The sequence below is a fragment of the Agrobacterium sp. MCAB5 genome, assembly GCF_052114365.1.
GTDB classification, from domain to species: Bacteria; Pseudomonadota; Alphaproteobacteria; order Rhizobiales; family Rhizobiaceae; genus Agrobacterium; species Agrobacterium tumefaciens.
Map to the genome: position 1 here is coordinate 162,228 of NZ_JBFREP010000008.1, position 18,862 is coordinate 181,089.

At 57.1% G+C, this 18,862-nt stretch carries 15 protein-coding genes and 1 pseudogene; 8 read left to right on the top strand and 8 right to left on the bottom strand.

The genetic code is table 11. The features are described 5' to 3' along the window. The first annotated feature begins 56 nt into the window (after positions 1–56). From AB4Z23_RS18400 to AB4Z23_RS18410, 3 genes and pseudogenes are all read left to right on the top strand, one after another. Positions 57–1,706, top strand: a complete 1,650-nt coding sequence (locus AB4Z23_RS18400) for an electron transfer flavoprotein-ubiquinone oxidoreductase (RefSeq protein WP_441360496.1) — start codon at positions 57–59, stop codon at positions 1,704–1,706. A gap of 27 nt (positions 1,707–1,733) precedes the next feature. After that, positions 1,734–3,012, top strand: a pseudogene (locus AB4Z23_RS18405) (4-aminobutyrate--2-oxoglutarate transaminase). Between the two features lies 1 nt (position 3,013). Then, a complete protein-coding gene (locus AB4Z23_RS18410; protein ID WP_441360497.1) occupies positions 3,014–4,492 on the top strand; it encodes an NAD-dependent succinate-semialdehyde dehydrogenase in 1,479 nt (492 codons plus the stop codon). A 111-nt stretch (positions 4,493–4,603) separates the two neighbouring features. Here AB4Z23_RS18410 and AB4Z23_RS18415 read toward each other — a convergent pair whose 3' ends face one another. Continuing rightward, positions 4,604–4,735, bottom strand: a complete 132-nt coding sequence (locus AB4Z23_RS18415; protein ID WP_441360498.1) for a hypothetical protein — start codon at positions 4,733–4,735, stop codon at positions 4,604–4,606. Positions 4,736–4,985: 250 nt separating this feature from the next. On the opposite strand from AB4Z23_RS18415, the gene AB4Z23_RS18420 reads away from it, so the two are divergent. The 3 genes from AB4Z23_RS18420 (at position 4,986) to AB4Z23_RS18430 (ending at position 7,659) form a co-directional block, all read left to right on the top strand. Then, positions 4,986–5,873 (top strand): transporter substrate-binding domain-containing protein, encoded by an 888-nt coding sequence (locus tag AB4Z23_RS18420; RefSeq protein WP_441360499.1) that lies wholly within the window; start codon positions 4,986–4,988, stop codon positions 5,871–5,873. Between the two features lie 89 nt (positions 5,874–5,962). Further along, complete coding sequence (locus tag AB4Z23_RS18425; RefSeq protein WP_441360500.1) at positions 5,963–6,874, top strand: amino acid ABC transporter permease; 912 nt, start codon at positions 5,963–5,965, stop codon at positions 6,872–6,874. Next, on the top strand, positions 6,871–7,659 hold the full coding sequence (locus AB4Z23_RS18430) for an amino acid ABC transporter ATP-binding protein (protein ID WP_441360501.1): 789 nt from the start codon (positions 6,871–6,873) through the stop codon (positions 7,657–7,659). The genes AB4Z23_RS18425 and AB4Z23_RS18430 overlap by 4 nt, the downstream gene beginning before the upstream one ends. Before the next feature lie 71 nt (positions 7,660–7,730). On the opposite strand, the gene AB4Z23_RS18435 is transcribed toward AB4Z23_RS18430, so the two are convergent. The 7 genes from AB4Z23_RS18435 to AB4Z23_RS18465 all read right to left on the bottom strand — a co-directional run bounded on the left by AB4Z23_RS18435 (position 7,731) and on the right by AB4Z23_RS18465 (position 14,852). Further along, positions 7,731–8,213 (bottom strand): thioesterase family protein, encoded by a 483-nt coding sequence (locus tag AB4Z23_RS18435; RefSeq protein WP_441360502.1) that lies wholly within the window; start codon positions 8,211–8,213, stop codon positions 7,731–7,733. Beyond that, positions 8,210–8,788, bottom strand: coding sequence for an adenylate kinase (locus AB4Z23_RS18440; RefSeq protein WP_441360503.1), 579 nt, complete (start codon positions 8,786–8,788; stop codon positions 8,210–8,212). The genes AB4Z23_RS18435 and AB4Z23_RS18440 overlap by 4 nt, the downstream gene beginning before the upstream one ends. Positions 8,789–8,831: 43 nt before the next feature. Beyond that, a complete protein-coding gene (locus AB4Z23_RS18445; RefSeq protein WP_441360504.1) occupies positions 8,832–9,530 on the bottom strand; it encodes a dimethylsulfonioproprionate lyase family protein in 699 nt (232 codons plus the stop codon). A 7-nt stretch (positions 9,531–9,537) separates the two neighbouring features. Then, positions 9,538–10,458, bottom strand: coding sequence for an electron transfer flavoprotein subunit alpha/FixB family protein (locus tag AB4Z23_RS18450; protein WP_441360505.1), 921 nt, complete (start codon positions 10,456–10,458; stop codon positions 9,538–9,540). A 24-nt stretch (positions 10,459–10,482) separates the two neighbouring features. Beyond that, entirely contained in the window at positions 10,483–11,229 is a 747-nt protein-coding gene (locus tag AB4Z23_RS18455) for an electron transfer flavoprotein subunit beta/FixA family protein (protein WP_441360506.1), read from the bottom strand. Positions 11,230–11,797: 568 nt separating this feature from the next. Then, entirely contained in the window at positions 11,798–13,222 is a 1,425-nt protein-coding gene (locus AB4Z23_RS18460; protein WP_441360507.1) for an aldehyde dehydrogenase family protein, read from the bottom strand. A gap of 187 nt (positions 13,223–13,409) precedes the next feature. Further along, a complete protein-coding gene (locus AB4Z23_RS18465; RefSeq protein WP_441360508.1) occupies positions 13,410–14,852 on the bottom strand; it encodes an FAD-binding oxidoreductase in 1,443 nt (480 codons plus the stop codon). A 169-nt stretch (positions 14,853–15,021) separates the two neighbouring features. On the opposite strand from AB4Z23_RS18465, the gene AB4Z23_RS18470 reads away from it, so the two are divergent. Together AB4Z23_RS18470 and AB4Z23_RS18475 are read left to right on the top strand one after the other, a co-directional pair. Next, positions 15,022–16,563, top strand: coding sequence for an ABC transporter substrate-binding protein (locus AB4Z23_RS18470; RefSeq protein ID WP_441360509.1), 1,542 nt, complete (start codon positions 15,022–15,024; stop codon positions 16,561–16,563). 317 nt (positions 16,564–16,880) lie between these two features. Continuing rightward, the gene (locus AB4Z23_RS18475; RefSeq protein ID WP_441360510.1) at positions 16,881–18,425 is read left to right on the top strand and encodes an ABC transporter substrate-binding protein; all 1,545 of its coding nucleotides are present in this window, start codon (positions 16,881–16,883) and stop codon (positions 18,423–18,425) included. The last annotated feature ends 437 nt before the right edge of the window (positions 18,426–18,862 follow it).

Below are 18,862 nucleotides of genomic sequence, written 5' to 3' on the forward strand. Positions count from 1 at the left end.
CGAACCACCATGTTCGCCAGAACGACGCTCCATAATAGATTTTTGGCAGTAACAGTATGAACCTCGAACGCGAAAGCATGGAATTCGACGTGGTGATCGTCGGCGGCGGTCCGGCAGGTCTTTCGGCGGCGATCCGGCTGAAGCAGGTCAATCCGGAACTGTCGGTCGTGGTGCTAGAAAAGGGAGCCGAAGTTGGCGCGCATATCCTGTCGGGTGCCGTGGTTGATCCCATCGGCATCGACCGGCTTCTGCCCAATTGGCGCGAAGAGGACGCCCATCCCTTCAAGACAGCGGTGACTGACGATCAATTCCTGGTGCTCGGCCCTGCCGGAAAACTGCGGTTGCCGAACGTGCTGATGCCGCCGCTGATGAACAATCACGGCAACTATATCGTATCGCTTGGGCTTGTCTGTCGCTGGCTGGCAGGCCACGCCGAATCGCTCGGCGTCGAGATCTATCCCGGCTTTGCCGCCACCGAAGCGCTCTATAACGATGACGGCGCTGTCATCGGCGTCGCCACCGGCGACATGGGCATCGAAAAAGACGGCGAGCCTGGGCCGAACTACACCCGGGGCATGGCGCTCCTCGGCAAATATGTGCTGATCGGCGAAGGCGTGCGCGGCTCGCTCGCCAAGCAGCTGATCGCCAAATTCGACCTTTCCAAGGATCGCGAGCCGCAGAAATTCGGCATCGGCATCAAGGAACTGTGGCAGGTCAAGCCGGAGAACCACAGCCAAGGTCTCGTGCAGCACTCCTTCGGCTGGCCGCTCGGCATGGCCGCGGGCGGCGGCTCGTTCCTCTACCACCTCGAAGACAATATGGTCGCCGTCGGCTTCGTCGTCCACCTGAACTACAAGAACCCCTATCTTTATCCTTTCGAGGAATTCCAGCGCTTCAAGACCCATCCGGCGATCCGCACCACCTTCGAGGGCGGCAAGCGGCTCTCCTATGGCGCCCGCGCCATCACCGAGGGCGGCTACCAGTCAGTCCCGAAGCTGACCTTCCCAGGTGGCGCGCTGATCGGCTGCTCGGCCGGCTTCGTCAATGTTCCCCGCATTAAGGGCAGCCACAATGCCGTGCTCTCGGGCATGTTGGCCGCCGAGAAGATTGCCGATGCAATCGCGGCGGGCCGCGCCAATGACGAAGTCGTCGAGATCGAGAACAAATGGCGCAAGACTGCGATCGGTAAGGACCTGAGACAAGTCCGTAACGTCAAGCCGCTCTGGTCGAAGTTCGGCACGCTTATCGGCATCGGTCTTGGCGGTCTCGACATGTGGACCAATACGCTGTTCGGCTTCTCCTTCTTCGGCACGCTCGGCCACGGCAAGACCGACGCCGCTTCGCTGGAACCGGCTTCGCAGCACAAGAAGATCGACTATCCGAAGCCGGACGGCGTTCTCACCTTCGACCGTCTCTCCTCGGTGTTCCTGTCGAACACCAATCACGAGGAAGACCAGCCTGTTCATCTGCAGGTCAAGGACATGGCGCTGCAGAAGTCATCAGAGCACGACATCTACGCCGGTCCGTCGACCCGCTACTGTCCCGCCGGCGTCTACGAATGGGTGGAGAAGGACGGCAAGGACACCTTTGTCATCAACGCCCAGAACTGCGTCCACTGCAAGACCTGCGACATCAAGGACCCGAACCAGAACATCAACTGGGTCCCGCCGCAGGGCGGCGAGGGACCTGTCTATCCGACCATGTGAAGGTTGTTACTTTCCAGGAGTTTACCAATGCTGAATTCAGAAATCGCCTCACGCCGCAACGACGCCGTATCCAAGGGCGTGGGCGTCACAACGCAGGTTTATGCCGAACGCGCAGAGAACGCGGAAATTTGGGATGTCGAGGGCCGGCGCTATATCGATTTCGCCGCCGGCATTGCGGTGGTCAACACCGGCCACCGTCATCAAGGTTATCGAAGCTGTGAAAGCCCAGCTCGACCGTTTTACGCACACCTGCCATCAGGTCGTCCCATACGAAAACTACGTGCGGCTAGCGGAACGTCTCAATGATCTCGTTCCAGGCGACTTCAAAAAGAAAACGATCTTCGTCACCACCGGCGCTGAGGCCGTTGAGAACGCAGTGAAGATCGCGCGGGCCGCGACCAATCGCTCCGCAATCATTGCATTCACAGGCGGCTTCCATGGCCGGACATTCATGGGTATGGCACTGACTGGAAAGGTCGTGCCTTACAAGACAGGGTTCGGCGCAATGATGCCGGACGTGTTTCACGTTCCCTTCCCTGTCGAACTGCACGGCACGTCCGTTGAGGACTCGCTGTCCGTCCTCGACAAGCTGTTCAAAGCTGACGTTGACCCGGCTCGCGTTGCGGCGTTCATCGTCGAGCCCGTCCAGGGTGAAGGCGGCTTCTACGAGGTCCCGCGGGCGTTCATGCTTAAGCTTCGTGAACTTGCGGACAAGCATGGCATCCTGCTGATTGCCGACGAGGTACAAACCGGCTTCTCGCGGACGGGTAAGCATTTTGCGATGGAGCACTACGGCGTCGCAGCAGATATTACGACGATGGCAAAGGGCCTCGGCGGGGGTTTTCCGATCGCGGCCGTCACCGGGCGTGCGGAAATCATGGACGCTCCCGGGCCCGGCGGTCTTGGCGGAACCTATGGCGGAAATCCGATTGGCGTCGCAGCCGGAAACGCCGTCCTGGACGTGATTGAGGAAGAGGGTCTCAATGAGCGGGCTGCGCTTCTGGGCAACCGGCTCAAACAGCGACTGCAGTCTCTCAGGGAGTCAGTCCCGCAGATTGCGGACGTTCGCGGCCTTGGGTTTATGAACGCAGTCGAGTTCAATCTGCCTGGTTCAAAGACGCCCAATCCCGACTTTACGAACAAGGTCAGGCAGAAGGCTCTGGACAACGGGCTGATTCTCCTCACGTGCGGCGTCTACGGCAATGTCATTCGTTTTCTAGCGCCAATCACAATTCCGGATGACGTCTTCGCGGAATCGCTCGACATCCTCGAAGAAAGCATTCGCGAAGCCGTGCAGGAGGGCTGATATGACGATCTCGAACAGTCTGACGTCGAAACTGAAGGATCCATCCCTTGCGGTGGACAAGGCCCTGATCGCGGGCGAATGGGTCGGTGCCGCCGATAGCGGCAAGACATTCGACGTGACCAATCCTTCAACCGGGGAAGTCCTCGCGACCCTTCCCGATATGGACCGGGGAGAAGCCAAGCGGGCGATCGATGCCGCCTACAAAGCACAAAAATCCTGGGCCAAGAGAACCGGAAAGGAGCGCGCGGCGATCCTTAGAAAGCTCTTCGATCTCATGGTTGGAAATGCCGACGACCTCGGGACTATTCTGACGCTGGAGATGGGAAAGCCGTTTGCCGAGGCCCGTGGAGAGATCCTTTATGGAGCCTCTTACGTTGAATGGTTCGGCGAGGAGGCTAAACGCCTCTATGGCGACGTCATCCCAGGCCATCTACCTGACAAGCGCATCATGGTCATCAAGCAGCCCGTGGGCGTCGTGGCAGCGATTACGCCTTGGAACTTCCCAAATGCCATGCTCTCTAGAAAGATGGCTCCAGCAATCGCTGCCGGTTGTGCGATGATATCGAAACCTGCCCGCGAGACACCACTGTCCGCTCTGGCACTCGGGCTGCTTGCAGATCGTGCCGGCGTTCCAGCGGGCATTTTCAACGTTATCCCCTCCAAGAACTCCTCGGCGATGGGATTGGAGTTCACCGAAAACCCTAAGGTTCGCAAACTGACCTTTACGGGCTCCACCGAGGTGGGCCGTATCCTCGCCCGCCAGGGAGCGGAGCAGATCCTGAAGCTTGGGCTGGAGTTGGGCGGCAATGCTCCATTCATCGTCTTTGATGACGCAGATCTAGACGCCGCCGTTGAAGGCGCGATGGTGTCGAAATACCGCAACAATGGGCAAACATGCGTATGCGCAAACCGGCTATACGTGCAGTCCGGCGTCTACGATGCTTTCGCGAAGAAATTGGCTGAGCGGGTTTCCGCCATGAAGGTCGGAGACGGCTTCGAACAGGGTGTCAACGCGGGGCCGCTGATCGACAAGAAGGCGCTTGCGAAGGTTGAGGAGCACATCGAAGACGCGTTGTCCAAAGGCGCGAAAGTTGCAGTGGGCGGTAAGCCTCACGATAGAGGCGGGCTGTTCTTCGAACCGACGGTTCTGACCGGTGTCACGGCGGACATGAAGGTTGCACGAGAGGAGACTTTCGGACCGGTCGCGCCGCTCTTCAAGTTTGATACCGAAGAAGAGGTCGTCGAATTGGCGAACAATACCGAGTTCGGCTTGGCCTCGTACTTTTACTCGAAGGACATCTCGAAGATTTTCCGTGTTGCCGAAGAACTGGAATACGGCATGGTCGGCATCAACACGGGGTTAATCTCGACTGAGGTCGCGCCATTCGGCGGCATCAAGCAATCCGGACAAGGCCGCGAAGGCTCAAAATACGGATTGGATGACTATACAGAAATCAAATACCTCTGCTTGAGCATCTGAGGATGGCGGGAGGCCGAGCGAGACGGCCTCCCCGTGTCCCCCCTGCCTGCCTCCTGGTTCCATATCCCTGACCGGCGCGGTTGCTTCAAGAGCTGCTGCGATACATGGGCCCTACCCGTTAATCCGCGTGGGTCGAGCAACCGGCTCATATTGATCGAGAACCGTGTAGCGATAGCGTGCCAGACCGGTCGAAATGACGTCCAGAAATCGCTCATCGGGCAGGCTCGATCTGTTCATTTTCATCTTTGACTTCTTGTGCCGCGGCTTCTACTAAGCCGCGCCGTCACTTGGCTCGAACCTATTTTTCAACCGGAAATTGCCGTCCGACCACGGACAATTTTCGAAGCCTCGATAGCGCCGAGATTCCGCGCGGGCCGTATAACAAACTAGCTAGACTAGCTCTTAGACTTATGCGTACATTCCAAATCGCGCCCGTACCTGAACTAGACTAAGGGAACACGGATGGACGGTTGCGCCAACCAGGAGGAATGACATGGAAGTTCCATTTGCTCGAAGCTTCAAAGCCCTCGCCATAATCCTTCCGGCACTGGCTGCCGGCGTGGTTAACGCCGGCGCTGAAGACCTGCCTGCGGTTCCCGAAATTGCGGCGAAGCTGCCGCCGTTGGTTAAGGAAGCAGGTGTCCTGCGCATCGCCATGCCGGATCAAGGCAAGCCATTCGCATATAAGGTCGGCTCTGAACTCAAGGGCATGGATGTCGATCTCGCGAATGCCATGGCCGCGACACTTGGGCTCAAGCCGCAAGTAACCCTCATTCCGTTCGCCTCGGCACTGACCGGTCTCCAGGCGAACAAATTCGACATATCCTTTGGCGAATTCTACATCACCAGCGAACGTATGAAGGCCGCCGACTTCATCACCAGCTGGCAGACTTATGCAACCTTCCTTGTTCGCAAAGATTCGAAGTTCACTCCAGAGAAGGTCCCCGACGTCTGCGGTAAGAGTGTTGCCGCTATGACCGGGTCGGTGGATTTGGCTGCGTTGGAGAAGGCGAAGTCGTCATGTGCGGCGGCCCCGATTAAGGTCGAGGCGTTTCCGACAAGCAGCGCGGCGGTACTGGCGCTCGTCAGTGGACGAGTTGACGCCGTGAGGGCTGATATCGGCGTGGCCAGCGACATGATGAAGGCCAATCCGGGGATCGACAGAAGCGGCAGACTTGGTGGTGGCGTCTGCGCTATTGCCGTTGCGCGCAACGATAACTCGAAGCAGATGCTAGAGGCGAGCAAAGCGGCCCTCGACCACCTTATCAAAACAGGCGACTACACAAAAATCCTCGAAAAGAATGACACGGGATACGGGGCTATTACCGAAGCGACAATCTATGCCCAGGGCTCTAACCCGCCAGTCTATAAAGAGGAATAGCCACACTCTGGAGCTGCCTTATCGGATAGGCAGCTCCCTAGGTCCGGAGTTCGGACCCATGTCGCCTTGCCAGAATCGGAATGCGCCAAATGTCCTCCACCGTCTATTCGAGCTCAAAAACTTCCGAACATGTTGATCTGCCGGTTGTTCGTATGCGTCATTACGGACGCTGGGCGGCAGGAGCGATGATTGCGATCATATTTGCAGCGCTGGTCCGCTCTGCATTCACAAATCCTCGATTCCAGTGGGCTGTCGTTGGAGAATACTTGTTCGATCGGTCCATCATCGAGGGGCTGTACACGACGCTCTGGCTGACGGTGGCAGCCATGCTTATCGGTGTGGTCCTTGGAACTGTCATCGCGGTCATGCGATCATCCAAAAATCCTGTGCTGAACAAGTTCGCGACAGGATATGCGTGGATATTTCGCGGCACACCTCTCCTGGTGCAGTTGATCTTTTGGTACAATATCGCAGCGCTGTACCCACAGATCGAAGTTGGGGTGCCGTTCGGCCCGACATTTCTGAGCCTGGATGCCAACACATTCATCACCGTGTACGTGGCGGCGGTCTTGGGTCTGGGCCTCAATGAGGCCGCCTATATGTCAGAGATTGTCCGATCTGGCCTCAACGCAATCCCTCCAGGGCAGCGCGAGGCAGCCGAGGCGCTTGGCATGAGCAGTCGAAGAATTTTGGTCAGGATTGTTCTGCCACAAGCAATGCGGATTATCATACCGCCCACTGGAAACCAGCTGATCGGAATGCTGAAGACGACATCCGTCGTCAGCGTGATCGCGATACAGGAGCTCCTCTATTCCGCACAGCTGATTTACTCGACCACGTTCCAAACCATTCCGCTGCTCATTGTGGCTTCGATTTGGTACCTTCTGATTACAACGGTCCTATCAACTGGCCAATTCTTTCTCGAGCGCCACTTCGGTCGAAGTGACGCAACTGCTGCCACAGCGCCGAGGATCGAGGAAACCGGGAGCCCAGTGAAATGACGGCTAGTGAAAAATGTTTCGGCGGTTCTGCCGTCTCGGCACGAAATGTAAGAAAACGTTACGGGAACCTCGAAGTCCTTAAGGGGATCAACTTCGACGTTGAATATGGCAAAGTCGCTTGCATCCTCGGCCCGTCAGGATCTGGGAAGAGCACCTTCCTGCGATGCATGAACCATCTGGAACCCCTCGACGGGGGCAGCCTCGCCGTAGCCGGGGAATTGGTCGGTTATCGCCAGCAAAATGGAAAGCTCTACGAACTCGGTCAAAAAGACATTGCAAAGGCCCGGTCAGACATTGGCATGGTCTTTCAAGGCTTCAATCTCTTCCCGCATATGACCGTTCTCCAGAACATCATTGAAGCACCGATTGGCGTGAAGAAGATCGCCCGTGAAGAGGCGGTCGATTACGCTCGCATACTGCTGAGGAAGGTTGGCCTCGAACATAAAAAAGATGCCTACCCACGTATGCTTTCGGGCGGCCAACAGCAAAGAGTTGCTATTGCTCGCGCCTTAGCAATGCGGCCTAAGGTGATGCTGTTTGATGAACCCACGAGTGCACTCGATCCCGAACTTGTCGGTGAGGTGTTGGGCGTGATGAAAGAACTCGCGAGGGACGGTACCACTATGGTGGTCGTCACGCACGAGATGGGGTTCGCACGTGAAGTCGCAGATACCGTCACCTTCATGGACGCCGGGTTGATCGTCGAGCAAGGCGCGCCCGACGAAATCTTCACGCGACCGCAGACCGAACGGGCGCAGGCATTCTTCGGTAAGGTCCGACGATGAGCTTGGTATTGCCCGCGCACGACGAGCAACTCAGACTATCGGCCTGGCATCAAAACTTAAACCCGTCGGGATCAACGGCTGTAGGCAAGCGGTTTCTTGAGCACGCTGCCCACACCCTCCGGCTTCGACAGCTGACGGTGTTCATCGAATATCATAGCGATCCGTTTCTGCATTAAATCGGGAGCCGCTGTGACCGCAGCGTTCTTTACATGGATGGAAAGGTGCTCTCCCGTGGCAAGCAAATTGTTCCCTTCGTCGAAGAGCCTGTGGAGCAAGTGTAGGCGTTTTTCGTCGTAACCGAGAATTTCGGTTTCACTCCAGAGTGGAGTGTGCAGTTTCGCCTCGGCGCGATGGCGTATATGCGTTTCAAGCGTAAAGTATGCACCATTTGTAGCATTACCAAAGTCGACGCCGAGCTCGCCATAAAGCGCGTCTGAACTTTCCCCGAAGACCTGCAGATACCTATGCTCCGTCATGTGACCATTGTAATCGAGCCAATCCGCCAGCACCTGTCCTCGCCATAGGCGAAGAGGTCCGCCCACTTCTTCGTTCATGCTAGTGCCTCCAGGATTTCCGCAGTCACGACATCGACTTCGCGCATTCCATCCACGGATATGAGCCGCCCCTGGTTGTAGTAGAAGTTAGAAAGCACGGTTGTACTTTCGCGGTACGACGCTAGACGCTTTCGCATGGTTTCCGGGTTGTCATCGGATCTAGGCTCCATTCCGTTCGCGATAGCGTCCCGGGCGCGCTTTTCGACCCGCTTTATCAACTGCGCCTCGTCAACGACAAGCTCGATGACAGCGTTGAGATGTTGGTGGCCCGCACTTAGGATATCGTCCAACGCTCGCGCCTGCGGCAAGGTTCGCGGGAAACCATCGAGAATGAACCCGTTTAACGCATCCGTCTCAGCCAACCTCTCCCTAACGCACCCGACAACTATGTCATCGCCCACGAGCCCGCCGGAATCGATAACCGCTTTCGCTTCGAGGCCCATGGGAGTTGACGCTCTCACCGCCGCGCGAAGCATGTCGCCGGTCGAAAGCTGGGGAATATCAAACCGCTCCATCAAGCGCTGGCCCTGGGTGCCTTTCCCGGCCCCTGGTGGCCCAAGCAGTATCAATCGCATCTGTCTCTCCTGTGTGAATCGACCTCCCTCGAACACGACCGCGTCATGCCTGGAGATGGCACCAGAGGATGAAAAGCGGGCGACCCGTGCATCGTATTGCGCAGAGTCGGCCAGCGCCGTTGAAGAGGATGTCGCCTTGTCCAGCTCCCAGCCAGTGTTCGTCGCCAAAGCGGAACTCGCCCATCGTCAGGGGGAGAAACACTTTTGAATGATATTGCCTATGATCGGGAAACCGTGTGTAGGGTGCCATCAACGTGAGGCCGACCCGCAGGTCAGTTCGATGTTCTGTCGCTTCCGGTTCAACAAGAAGCGCGTGTAAATGGCTCCGTCCAAAGTCTAGGCTTGCGAACGGTCCACCGCCACCTCGGGTCCACTCGATGCGATCCATAAGTCTTAGAAGACCGCGGGCCAGTGCCCCATATTGCCCCCCGTCTTGACAAAGCTTACGTAGGATCTCCCGCCCTGAATCTAGAAGTGGCTGCGGGGACGCGGGTGCGGTATCAGAAATCACGATCCCAGCACGGTCCAGCAGAGTCATGATCTTTCCGGCGTTGAACTTCGCCATGAGCGGAACGTTGTATGCAAGGAGAATATCGCCAAGCAACTGCTGGATTTCCGATAGCTCGACGGGCCGACCCACTCGTCGCGTTCGAGACGGCCGGGTCTCCATTAGACTTGAACCGGCGAGAAGCAGATCTTCTTGCCATTTTAGAGCTGCGCTCTTTCCAGCCAACGTCGCCATATCGATCTCAGAGTGCCTTGTGCAGTTCCGGCAGAATTTCGAAGAGATCCCCAACAAGTCCGTAGTCAGCTACCTGGAAGATTGGAGCTTCCTCGTCTTTGTTGATGGCGACGATGACTTTCGAATCCTTCATGCCCGCCAGGTGCTGAATCGCGCCCGAAATACCCACGGCGATATAAAGTTGTGGGGCGACAACCTTGCCGGTCTGACCGACTTGCCAGTCATTCGGCGCGTAGCCTGCGTCGACGGCGGCGCGTGAGGCGCCCACAGCGGCATTCAGCTTATCCGCAACAGGGAGAATAACTTCCTTGAACTTCTCTGAAGACCCCAGCGCACGTCCGCCAGCGATCACGACTTTAGCAGACGTGAGGTCGGGGCGATCCGACGGCGTGATGGAAATGGAAACCTCCTTGGAGAGGTCTGAAGGCAAAGATGCCGTCGGAAGAGCCTCGACGACAACGGATGGGCCTGGGGAGGCCGGGGAAAAGGCAGCCGTTCGAACGGTGATCACCTTTTTACCGTCGAGCGACTGGACCGTCTGGATGGCGTTGCCGGCATAGATCGGGCGCTTGAAGGTGTCGGCCGAGACGACTTCGATGATCTCGGAGATCTGCGCGACATCGAGCAGGGCTGCGACGCGCGGCAGGACGTTCTTGCCGGTCGAGGTCGCAGCCGCGATGATCGTGTCGTAGCCGCCCGCTAGTGAGACAATAAGGCCGGCCAGCGGCTCCGCAAGATTGTCCGTTTCGGCGAGCAATACTTTCGACACGCCCGCAAGCTGAGCGGCCGCGTCGGCAGCAGTCCCGGCGCCCCTGCCGGCGACGAGGATATGAATATCGCCACCGATCTTGGCGGCGGCCGTCAGCGTCTTGGCGGTCTGGTCGGAAAGCGTGGCGTTGTCGTGATCAGCCAGAAGAAGAATTGCCATGATGATTTATTCCTTTCTCGACGCTTAGAGAACGCCAGCGGACTTGAGCTTTTCGACGAGCTCAGCGACCGATGCCACCTTTACGCCTGCCGTGCGGCCCGAGGGTTCTTCGGTCTTCAGCACCTTGAGCTTCGGCGCGGTGGAAACGCCGAAATCGGCGGGCGCTTGTCTGTCGAGCGGCTTTTTCTTGGCCTTCATGATGTTCGGCAGCGAAGCGTAGCGCGGCTCGTTGAGGCGCAGGTCGGTGGTGACSACKGCCGGCARYTTGAYGTCGATTGTCTGCAGGCCGCCRTCGACTTCGCGGGTCACGGTTGCCTTGCCATCGCCGATCTCGATCTTCGAGGCGAAGGTGGCCTGCGCGGTGCCCAGGAGAGCGGCCAGCATCTGACCGGTCTGGTTCGAGTCGTCATCGATCGCCTGCTTGCCGACGATGATCAGGCCCGGCCGTTCGGCGTCCGCGACGCCCTTCAGGATCTTGGCGACAGCGAGCGGTTCGACGGCGTCGTCGGTCTCGACGAGAATGGCGCGGTCGGCGCCCATGGYGAGCGCGGTGCGCAGCGTTTCTTCAGCCTTGGCCGGGCCGATCGAGACCACGATCACTTCCTCGGCCTTGCCGGCTTCCTTGAGGCGAAGCGCTTCTTCCACCGAGATCTCGTCGAAGGGGTTCATCGACATCTTCACGTTGGCCAGTTCTACCCCAGTGCCATCCGGCTTCACGCGGATCTTCACGTTGTAATCAACCACCCGCTTGACGGGGACGAGAATCTTCATGTCTGTCTCCACTTGGACGAACCGAATGAAAGGTGTGCGAAATGCCGGCCATCACTGCGAAGGGCCATATATACGCATTAGTACAAAGACATTCCGCTTAGTACAATACGGAAGATGCCACAGACCTCAAATTTTTTACTGTTTCACCCGAGGCGGCGGTTTTCGAGATATCGCGGGGGGCTGGAGGCATGAACGAGCTACGACCAGGCAAGACAAGGCCCTTGATCAGGTCCGCTCGGGGATCGCGCGTCGTTGGAGCCGGACCGAGGAAATACGCTTGCAAGTTGGCTTGTCGCCACAATGTTGCAGCTTTCGCGCACGCAAGAAACCATTCCGATTCTTCCGATGCATGGCGACGCTATGAGCGCGAGTTCCGTCCCGTCCTGTTGCGAATATGTCGACGGCATCGATAGTCGGCCGTCTGAAGTCATCAGGCGGCTGCGAGTCGCACGATTATCCCACGCAGGCGTAATCGAAGGCGGCTTGTCACCCACGCACTCTGCGTGCCGGAAAATGCAGGCTGCACCGGCACGGCGTAGCCTGCTTTTCGTTCGATTACTCTCGCACACTAACCGTGTCCGATAACCGCCTTGAGTTCCAGGTATTCGTTAAAGCCGTATTTGCCGTTTTCCCGCCCGTTGCCAGACTGCCGATAGCCGCCAAAGGGAGCCTTCGGGTCCACATCCGGCGAGTTGACGTAAATGGATCCTGCCCTCAACTCGCGTGCGAGCTTTCGCACCTTCTCCATGTCTTTACCTGTGATGTGTGCCGCCAGACCATATTCGGTGTCGTTTGCAATCCGAACAGCGTCGTCGAGGTCATCATACGCAATGATGCTGAGCACAGGTCCAAAGATTTCCTCTTTGTAGATTGTCATGCTTGGCTGCACGTCGGCGAATACCGTCGGCTTTACGAAATACCCGGCGCCAAACCCCTCTGGCCGGCCGAGGCCGCCCGTAACCAGCCGAGCCCCCTCCTCGATGCCGGATTTGATGCGCTCCTGAATGCTCCTGAACTGGTTTGCATTCATGACTGGACCAAGTGTGGTCTTCGGGTCGCTCGGAGGACCTACGACATTGGCTTCTGCCGCGGCGGCGGCGAGTTTGACCGTCTCATCGAGGCGACTCCGCGGAACGAGGAGCCGAGTTCCTGCATCGCATGCCTGGCCGTTGATGAAGAAGCAGTTTGCGATCGCGCTCTCAATCGCGCTCGGAAAATCAGCGTCATCAACAATAATGTTCGCAGACTTGCCGCCGAGTTCGGTAACGACACGTTTAACTGTATCAGCAGCGGACTTACTGATCTGAACACCAGCGCGCGTGGAGCCTGTAAAGGAAACCATGTCGATATCGGGGTGCCGGGAGATCGCGTCCCCAACGGTGGGACCGTCGCCATTGACAAGGTTGAACACGCCTGCCGGAACGCCGGCCTCATCCATGATTTCGGCGAGGATGATTGCGTCGAGTGGAGTTAGCTCACTGGGCTTAAGCACCATCGTGCATCCTGTTGCCAACGCCGGCAGAATTTTCGTGAATACCTGACCAATCGCAAAATTCCACGGCGTAATAAGGCCCACAACGCCGATGGGATCCTTGTAGACGGTCGTGGTGCCGATGTTCTCGACAAACTCGAATGTCCGGAGAATCTCGATTGTTTCGGCCGTATGTACTTTGCACCAGTCGAGCAGGCCGGTCGTGCTAAGGGAAATGGTCATTCCCATCTCCTGCGTAACCGTCTCGGCAATCTCGCGCTCGCGGCGGCGGAAAATCGCGCCAAGCTTCTCCAGCAATTCAATGCGCTCGCTCACCGATGTCTTCGAGAAAATTGGGAATGCGCGACGGGCGGCCTTCACCGCTTCGTCGACATCAGCGGCGTTCCCCATGGCCACCTTTGCGTAGACTTTCTCGGTCGACGGGTCGATGAGTTCGCGGGTCTCACTGGAAATTGGCGCTACCCATTTTCCATCGATATAGAACTTACTCGCGTTTTCCATGATGTTCCTCTTTCTTGTCTTTCGTCTCGCTCCTGGAGAGAGCGGATCTCAGCTACCGGCTTATGCGGAGGCGCCCGCAAACATACTGTGGCGTATCTCTACATCCCGGACCGTAGGTTGTCCACATCCTTGCGCTTTTTGCGAGGAAAATCCTTCGGTGATCGGCTGGTCATCTCGAAAGCGATCCTCATGGATACGGTCTTGCCGAGGATCCCGTTGCCGATCTCACAACTTTGCCAGGGTTCATATGCCCCGCCGGATCGAGGGCTTTTTTTATCGCTTTCATAACAGCGAGCTTGCCGGGGTCACCGTACTTATCGAGAAGGTCGAGTTTTATCCGGCCAATTCCGTATTCGGCGCTGAAGGACCCGCCCATCTCCGCGACCAGCTTGTAAATAAGCGGAGAGACCATCTCCTCGAATGAAGATTTGAAAGCGCCGGTTACTGCCCCTTTAGGAGGAACGACGTTGAAATGGACGTTTCCGTCCCCGACGTGACCATAGACTGAAAGGATCGCCTCCGATGAATGAGTGCGCACGATCCCTGATGCCTCCTCGATGAAGCTAGCAAGGCGGGAGGTCCTGACCGAAACGTCGTGTTTGACGGATCCTCCGTTCAAAACTTCTCCTTCAGGGATATTCTCCCTGAGATGCCAAAACTGCTTTCGGTGCTCTTCGTTTGCCGCGATTGCGCCATCCGTTACCAACCCGATGCTCATTGCGTCCTCCAAAAGAGCGTTGACCGCACCCGGGAGGTCGAGGAGGTGAGACGATGTTGCTGCCTCTAGCAGTATGTAGTGCTCGCTCGCCTCCTCAAGGGGCCGCCGAAGATGGGGCCGCTTTTGAAGAAGCAGTTCCAGCGAACTGTTCGAAACGTATTCGAAGGAGGTGACTGCATCACCGGTGAACTGCTGAGCTTGATCGAGAAGCGCTGACAATTCAGAAATGTCGGAAATTGCGAGAAAAGCCGTCACCACCTGCTTAGGCTTTCTCACCAGCTTCAACGATGCTCCCGTTATGATGCCGAGGGTGCCCTCGCCTCCTATGAACAACTGTTTTACATCATAGCCGGAGTTGTTTTTCCTCAGCGGGCTTAAGTCGCTCATCAGCGAACCGTCGGGTAGCACCACCTCGAGGCCGAGAACCAGCTCCCGCGCCATTCCATATCGGACAACGTTGATCCCGCCAGCATTCGTGGAAATGTTTCCACCAATCTGGCACGACTGCTGGGATCCGAGGCTCAAGGGCAACATCAGGTCTTTGTCTGCGGCGGCGTCTTGCAGTTGGCTGAGCACGCACCCGGCATCGACCGTCATTGATAGATTGCCGGCGTCGATCTCTCGGATCTTGTTCATGCGCTCCAGGCTGACAACAATTTCGCTTCCGTCATCGCTCGGCGTAGCAGACGTACAGTAGCTTGTATTACCGCCTTGGGGCACGACCGAAACGGCGCGCGCGCGCAGCGCCGCGACGATCTGTTGAATTTCGCTCACAGACCGCGGTCGAAGGACGGCTGGAGTTCGACCAATATAAAGATGTCGAAAATCAGTGGTATATTTGCTTACGATATCCGGATCGCGAACGACGATCTCAGGAGGCAAGTGGGCGAGTACGTCGTCGATTTCCATCATTGATCTATCCCTCGTCTGTAAGTCGCGCCGTTGGCCAGCTGGTCGATCGATCCGAAAGACCGGCAACGAACTGGCGAGTGTCTGACGGCGCTTGACACATCAGCGCGGCGATCTATTATGTACGCATTGGTATAAAATTTGTCTGACCAGTACAAGGGGAATCTTTCCGATGATCGACGTCACTCGAAGAACGTTCATGCAAGGCACGGCAGCGGCGATGCTCGCGTCCGTCGCTTACCGCCCGGCAATGGCGGCTCCGAAACGCGGCGGCAATCTTCGGATCGGCCTTGCGGGAGGATCTTCTCAGGACAATCTCGACCCTGCCAGCGTGGTCTACGATACGGCGTATCTGACCATGGCCACCGCTCGAAACACGTTGACCAACGTCGAGCCCAACGGCGACCTCTCACCAGGTCTCGCTGTCAAGTGGGAGCCGTCCGCCGACGTTACACAGTGGACGTTCGAGATCCGCCCCGGCGTCACTTTCCACAGTGGCAAGAAGCTCGAACTTGAGGACATCATCGCCTCGATCAACCTACATAGGGGCGCCGAGTCGACCTCTCCCGCAAAATCCTTGCTTGACCCGGTGACCGACATCGTCGCTGACGGCAATAACAAGATTGTCGTGAAGTTGAACGGGCCCAATGTTGACTTCCCCGCAGTTCTGACCGATCTGCGGCTGGTCATCGTGCCTGCCAAAGACGGGAAGGCGAATCGCCAGACGATGGATGGAACCGGGCCTTATGTTATTGAGAGCTTCGAGCCGGGCCAGCGAATTCGGTTCAAACGAAACCCCAACTATTGGAATGCCGAGAAATCCGGGTTCTTCGACACCGCCGAGGTGATCATCATCACTGATGCGGCCGCGCGAATGAATGCATTGCGTTCAGGACAGGTCGATGTGATCAATCTCGCGGACCTGAAAACGCTCAATATGCTTAAGCGAGTGCCGGGGATCAAGGTCGAGGATGTTCCAAGTGGCCGTTTCTATATCTTCGGCATGATGTCGGATTCCGCGCCCTTCACCGACAAGAACGTACGTCAGGCGGTAAAGTACGCCGTCAATCGCCAGGAGATGGTTGATAAAATTCTGCTCGGACATGGAACGGTGGGGAACGATCAGCCTCTCGACCGGGCGCAAAAATATTTTGATAAGAGCCTGCCGCAACGAGAGTTTGACCCTGAAAAGGCGAAATTTTACCTCAAGCAGGCCGGGCTTTCATCTCTCAAAATCCCGCTCAGTGTCTCCGAGGCAGCTTTCCCAGGTGCGGTTGCGGCAGGGTCTTTGTATGCCGCTTCCGCCGAACAGGCAGGGATAACTATCGATGTGACACGTGAACCGGACGACGGGTACTTCGAAAATGTCTGGATGAAGAAACCCTTCACGGCAGACTACTGGACGAAGCTTGCCTCAGCGGATGCACAATTTACTCAAGGCTACGCGCCTGGTTCTCCATTCAACGAGACGCACTTCGATAACAAGCGTTTTAATGATCTGCTTGTGCAGGCCCGGGCGACACTGGACGAAGCCAAGCGTTCAGAAATGTATTCCGAGATGCAACATCTGATCCACGAGGAAAGTGGCGCGGTAATCCCGATGTTCGCAAACTATGTCTGGGCAACGAAAGCGAACGTTATGCATCAGCCGGAACTTTCGACCAAGGGCGACCTGGATGGCTTCCGTTGTATCGAGCGGTGGTGGTTCGAATAAGGGTTTCAGTCAGGCAGCAGAACATCGCGGCCTGATTTTTTTCAAGGCATGATTGATCGCCGCATCGAAGGCTCGTGTATCGCGATGGGCTCTGCACGGAGCGATCCTAGTCGATGGGACAAGAGGGTATAGGTGTAAGCCCACTTCTGCGGTGACTGTGTCCATCGGGGGGAGAGGCATGCGCCGGAGCCTTTTCTGCGGCGCTGACCGGATTGACGAAGTTGGACAATTGTCCTTGACGTCCACCCGAGTTGGAATACACTGTCCCGTACAAAAAGATACCACTAAGGATATCATGTAAAAAAGGGGATCAGACCATGATTGAAATTTCACGTAGAACGATCTTGAAAGCGACGGGCGCTGCCGTCATCGCGAGTGCCCTTTCGGGACAAGCGTCGGCCGCACCAAGGCGAGGCGGTCATCTGCGCGTAGGCCTCGCTGGCGGAACGTCAACAGATACCCTTGACCCGACGGCTACACCGGTCGACTCTGGCTTTTTGACCTTGGCAACGATGAGAAGCACGCTCGTTGGAATGGATTCCAAGGGTGAGCTTGTTCCCAACCTCGCGGAGAGCTGGGAGCCCTCGAAGGACCTGACGCAATGGGTTTTTAATATCCGCAAAGGCGCAACTTTCCACAGTGGCAAGACCGTGACCGCCGACGATGTGGTCGCGTCACTCAACCTCCATCGCGGAGATGAGACGGCATCGCCGGCTAAGGCGTTGCTGCAGCCCATTACCAAGATCGCCGCCGATGGGCCGAATCGGGTCGTGATCACCCTCGAGAGCCCGGACGTCGATTTTGCGAGCCTTCTCAGGACGGACTTCCTTGTGATCTTGCCGTCGAAGGGCGGTAACGTCGACCGGGCCAGCAAGGACGGTACCGGACCGTATTCGCTTGAGAGCTTCGAGCCTGGACAGCGCATGCGCTTTACGCGCAACGCAAACTACTGGGACCTCGATAACTACGGATTCCTGGACTCCGCCGAGATCGTTATAATCGCGGACGCCGCTGCCAGGATGAACGCTTTGCGCTCAGGCCGCGTGGACCTGGTTAACTCGGTCGACCTCAAAACCGCTGGTATGCTGAAACGTGTGCCGGGGATAAAAGTGGAGGACGTGCCGAGCGGGCTCTATTATGGTCTCCCCATGCTCACGGACGTGGCTCCCTTCAACGACAATAATGTTCGCCTTGCCCTAAAGTATGCGATTAATCGGCAGGAGATCGTGGATAAGGTTTTGCTCGGCCACGGAACCGTTGGCAATGACCATCCCATCTTCAAGAATGTGAAATACAGCGCTACTGATATCCCGCAGCGCGAGTACGATCCGGATAAGGCCAAGTACTACCTGAAGCAGTCGGGACTAAACACGATCGACATTCCGTTGAATGTCGCTGAGATCGGATTCCCCGGCGCAACCGCAGCGGGCGAGCTGTATGCGGCTTCAGCCAAGGCCGCCGGCATCAACCTTAAGGTCAGCCGAGAGCCCGACGATGGATATTTCGAACGAATTTGGATGAAACAGCCGTTCTGCGCTGCCTATTGGCACCAGGCGATCACCGCCGATGCGCGGTTCACCGAAGCGTTCCTGCCCAAGTCGCCTTGGAATGAGACGCATTTCAGTAACCCACGCTTTAATGAGCTTGTGGTCACGGCGCGCAAAACAGTCGACGAGAACTCTCGTGCTGGGATGTATCATGAAATGCAAAAGATCATTCACGATGAAGGCGGGCTGGTGAACCCCGCTTTTGTAAACTACGTCTGGGCGATGACGGACAAAGTGCGCCGCCCTGAGGATCTGACCACCCTTGGAGACCTCGATTCCTTCCAATGCATCGCCCGTTGGTGGCTTGCAGCATAACCCCCTCCCCAACACCGGCAACTCGAGACGCGCAGCAAGCTATTGTTCGCATGCGCGTCTCGGATATCATTCGATCGGGCGGAAAGGTCGTGCCACAGCTGACCCTTAATTTGGTCCGTGAGATACCATACTGCTTCATGAGGTTCGCCAGCGAGGTGTGCTCACAGCGAAGACCGGGCAACCATCGCCTCGCTCATCACGAGCTGCATCTGTGTGAATGGCTCCCGTCAAACAAGAGGCTTATTTGGCGCGCGAAAGTCGGCGGCTGCATGCGTCGGGTCTGCATAAAGGTGGCACATCTCGCTGCTGGTCCAGATCAGATTGAGGGACCGGGTTCATAACAAACTGACGCGCTCGAAGGGCCCGCAGCTCGGTGTCCTGAGCTCGTCTATCAACTGTCGCGTCATCCACGCCTTGACTGCCGCTGCACTTACGAC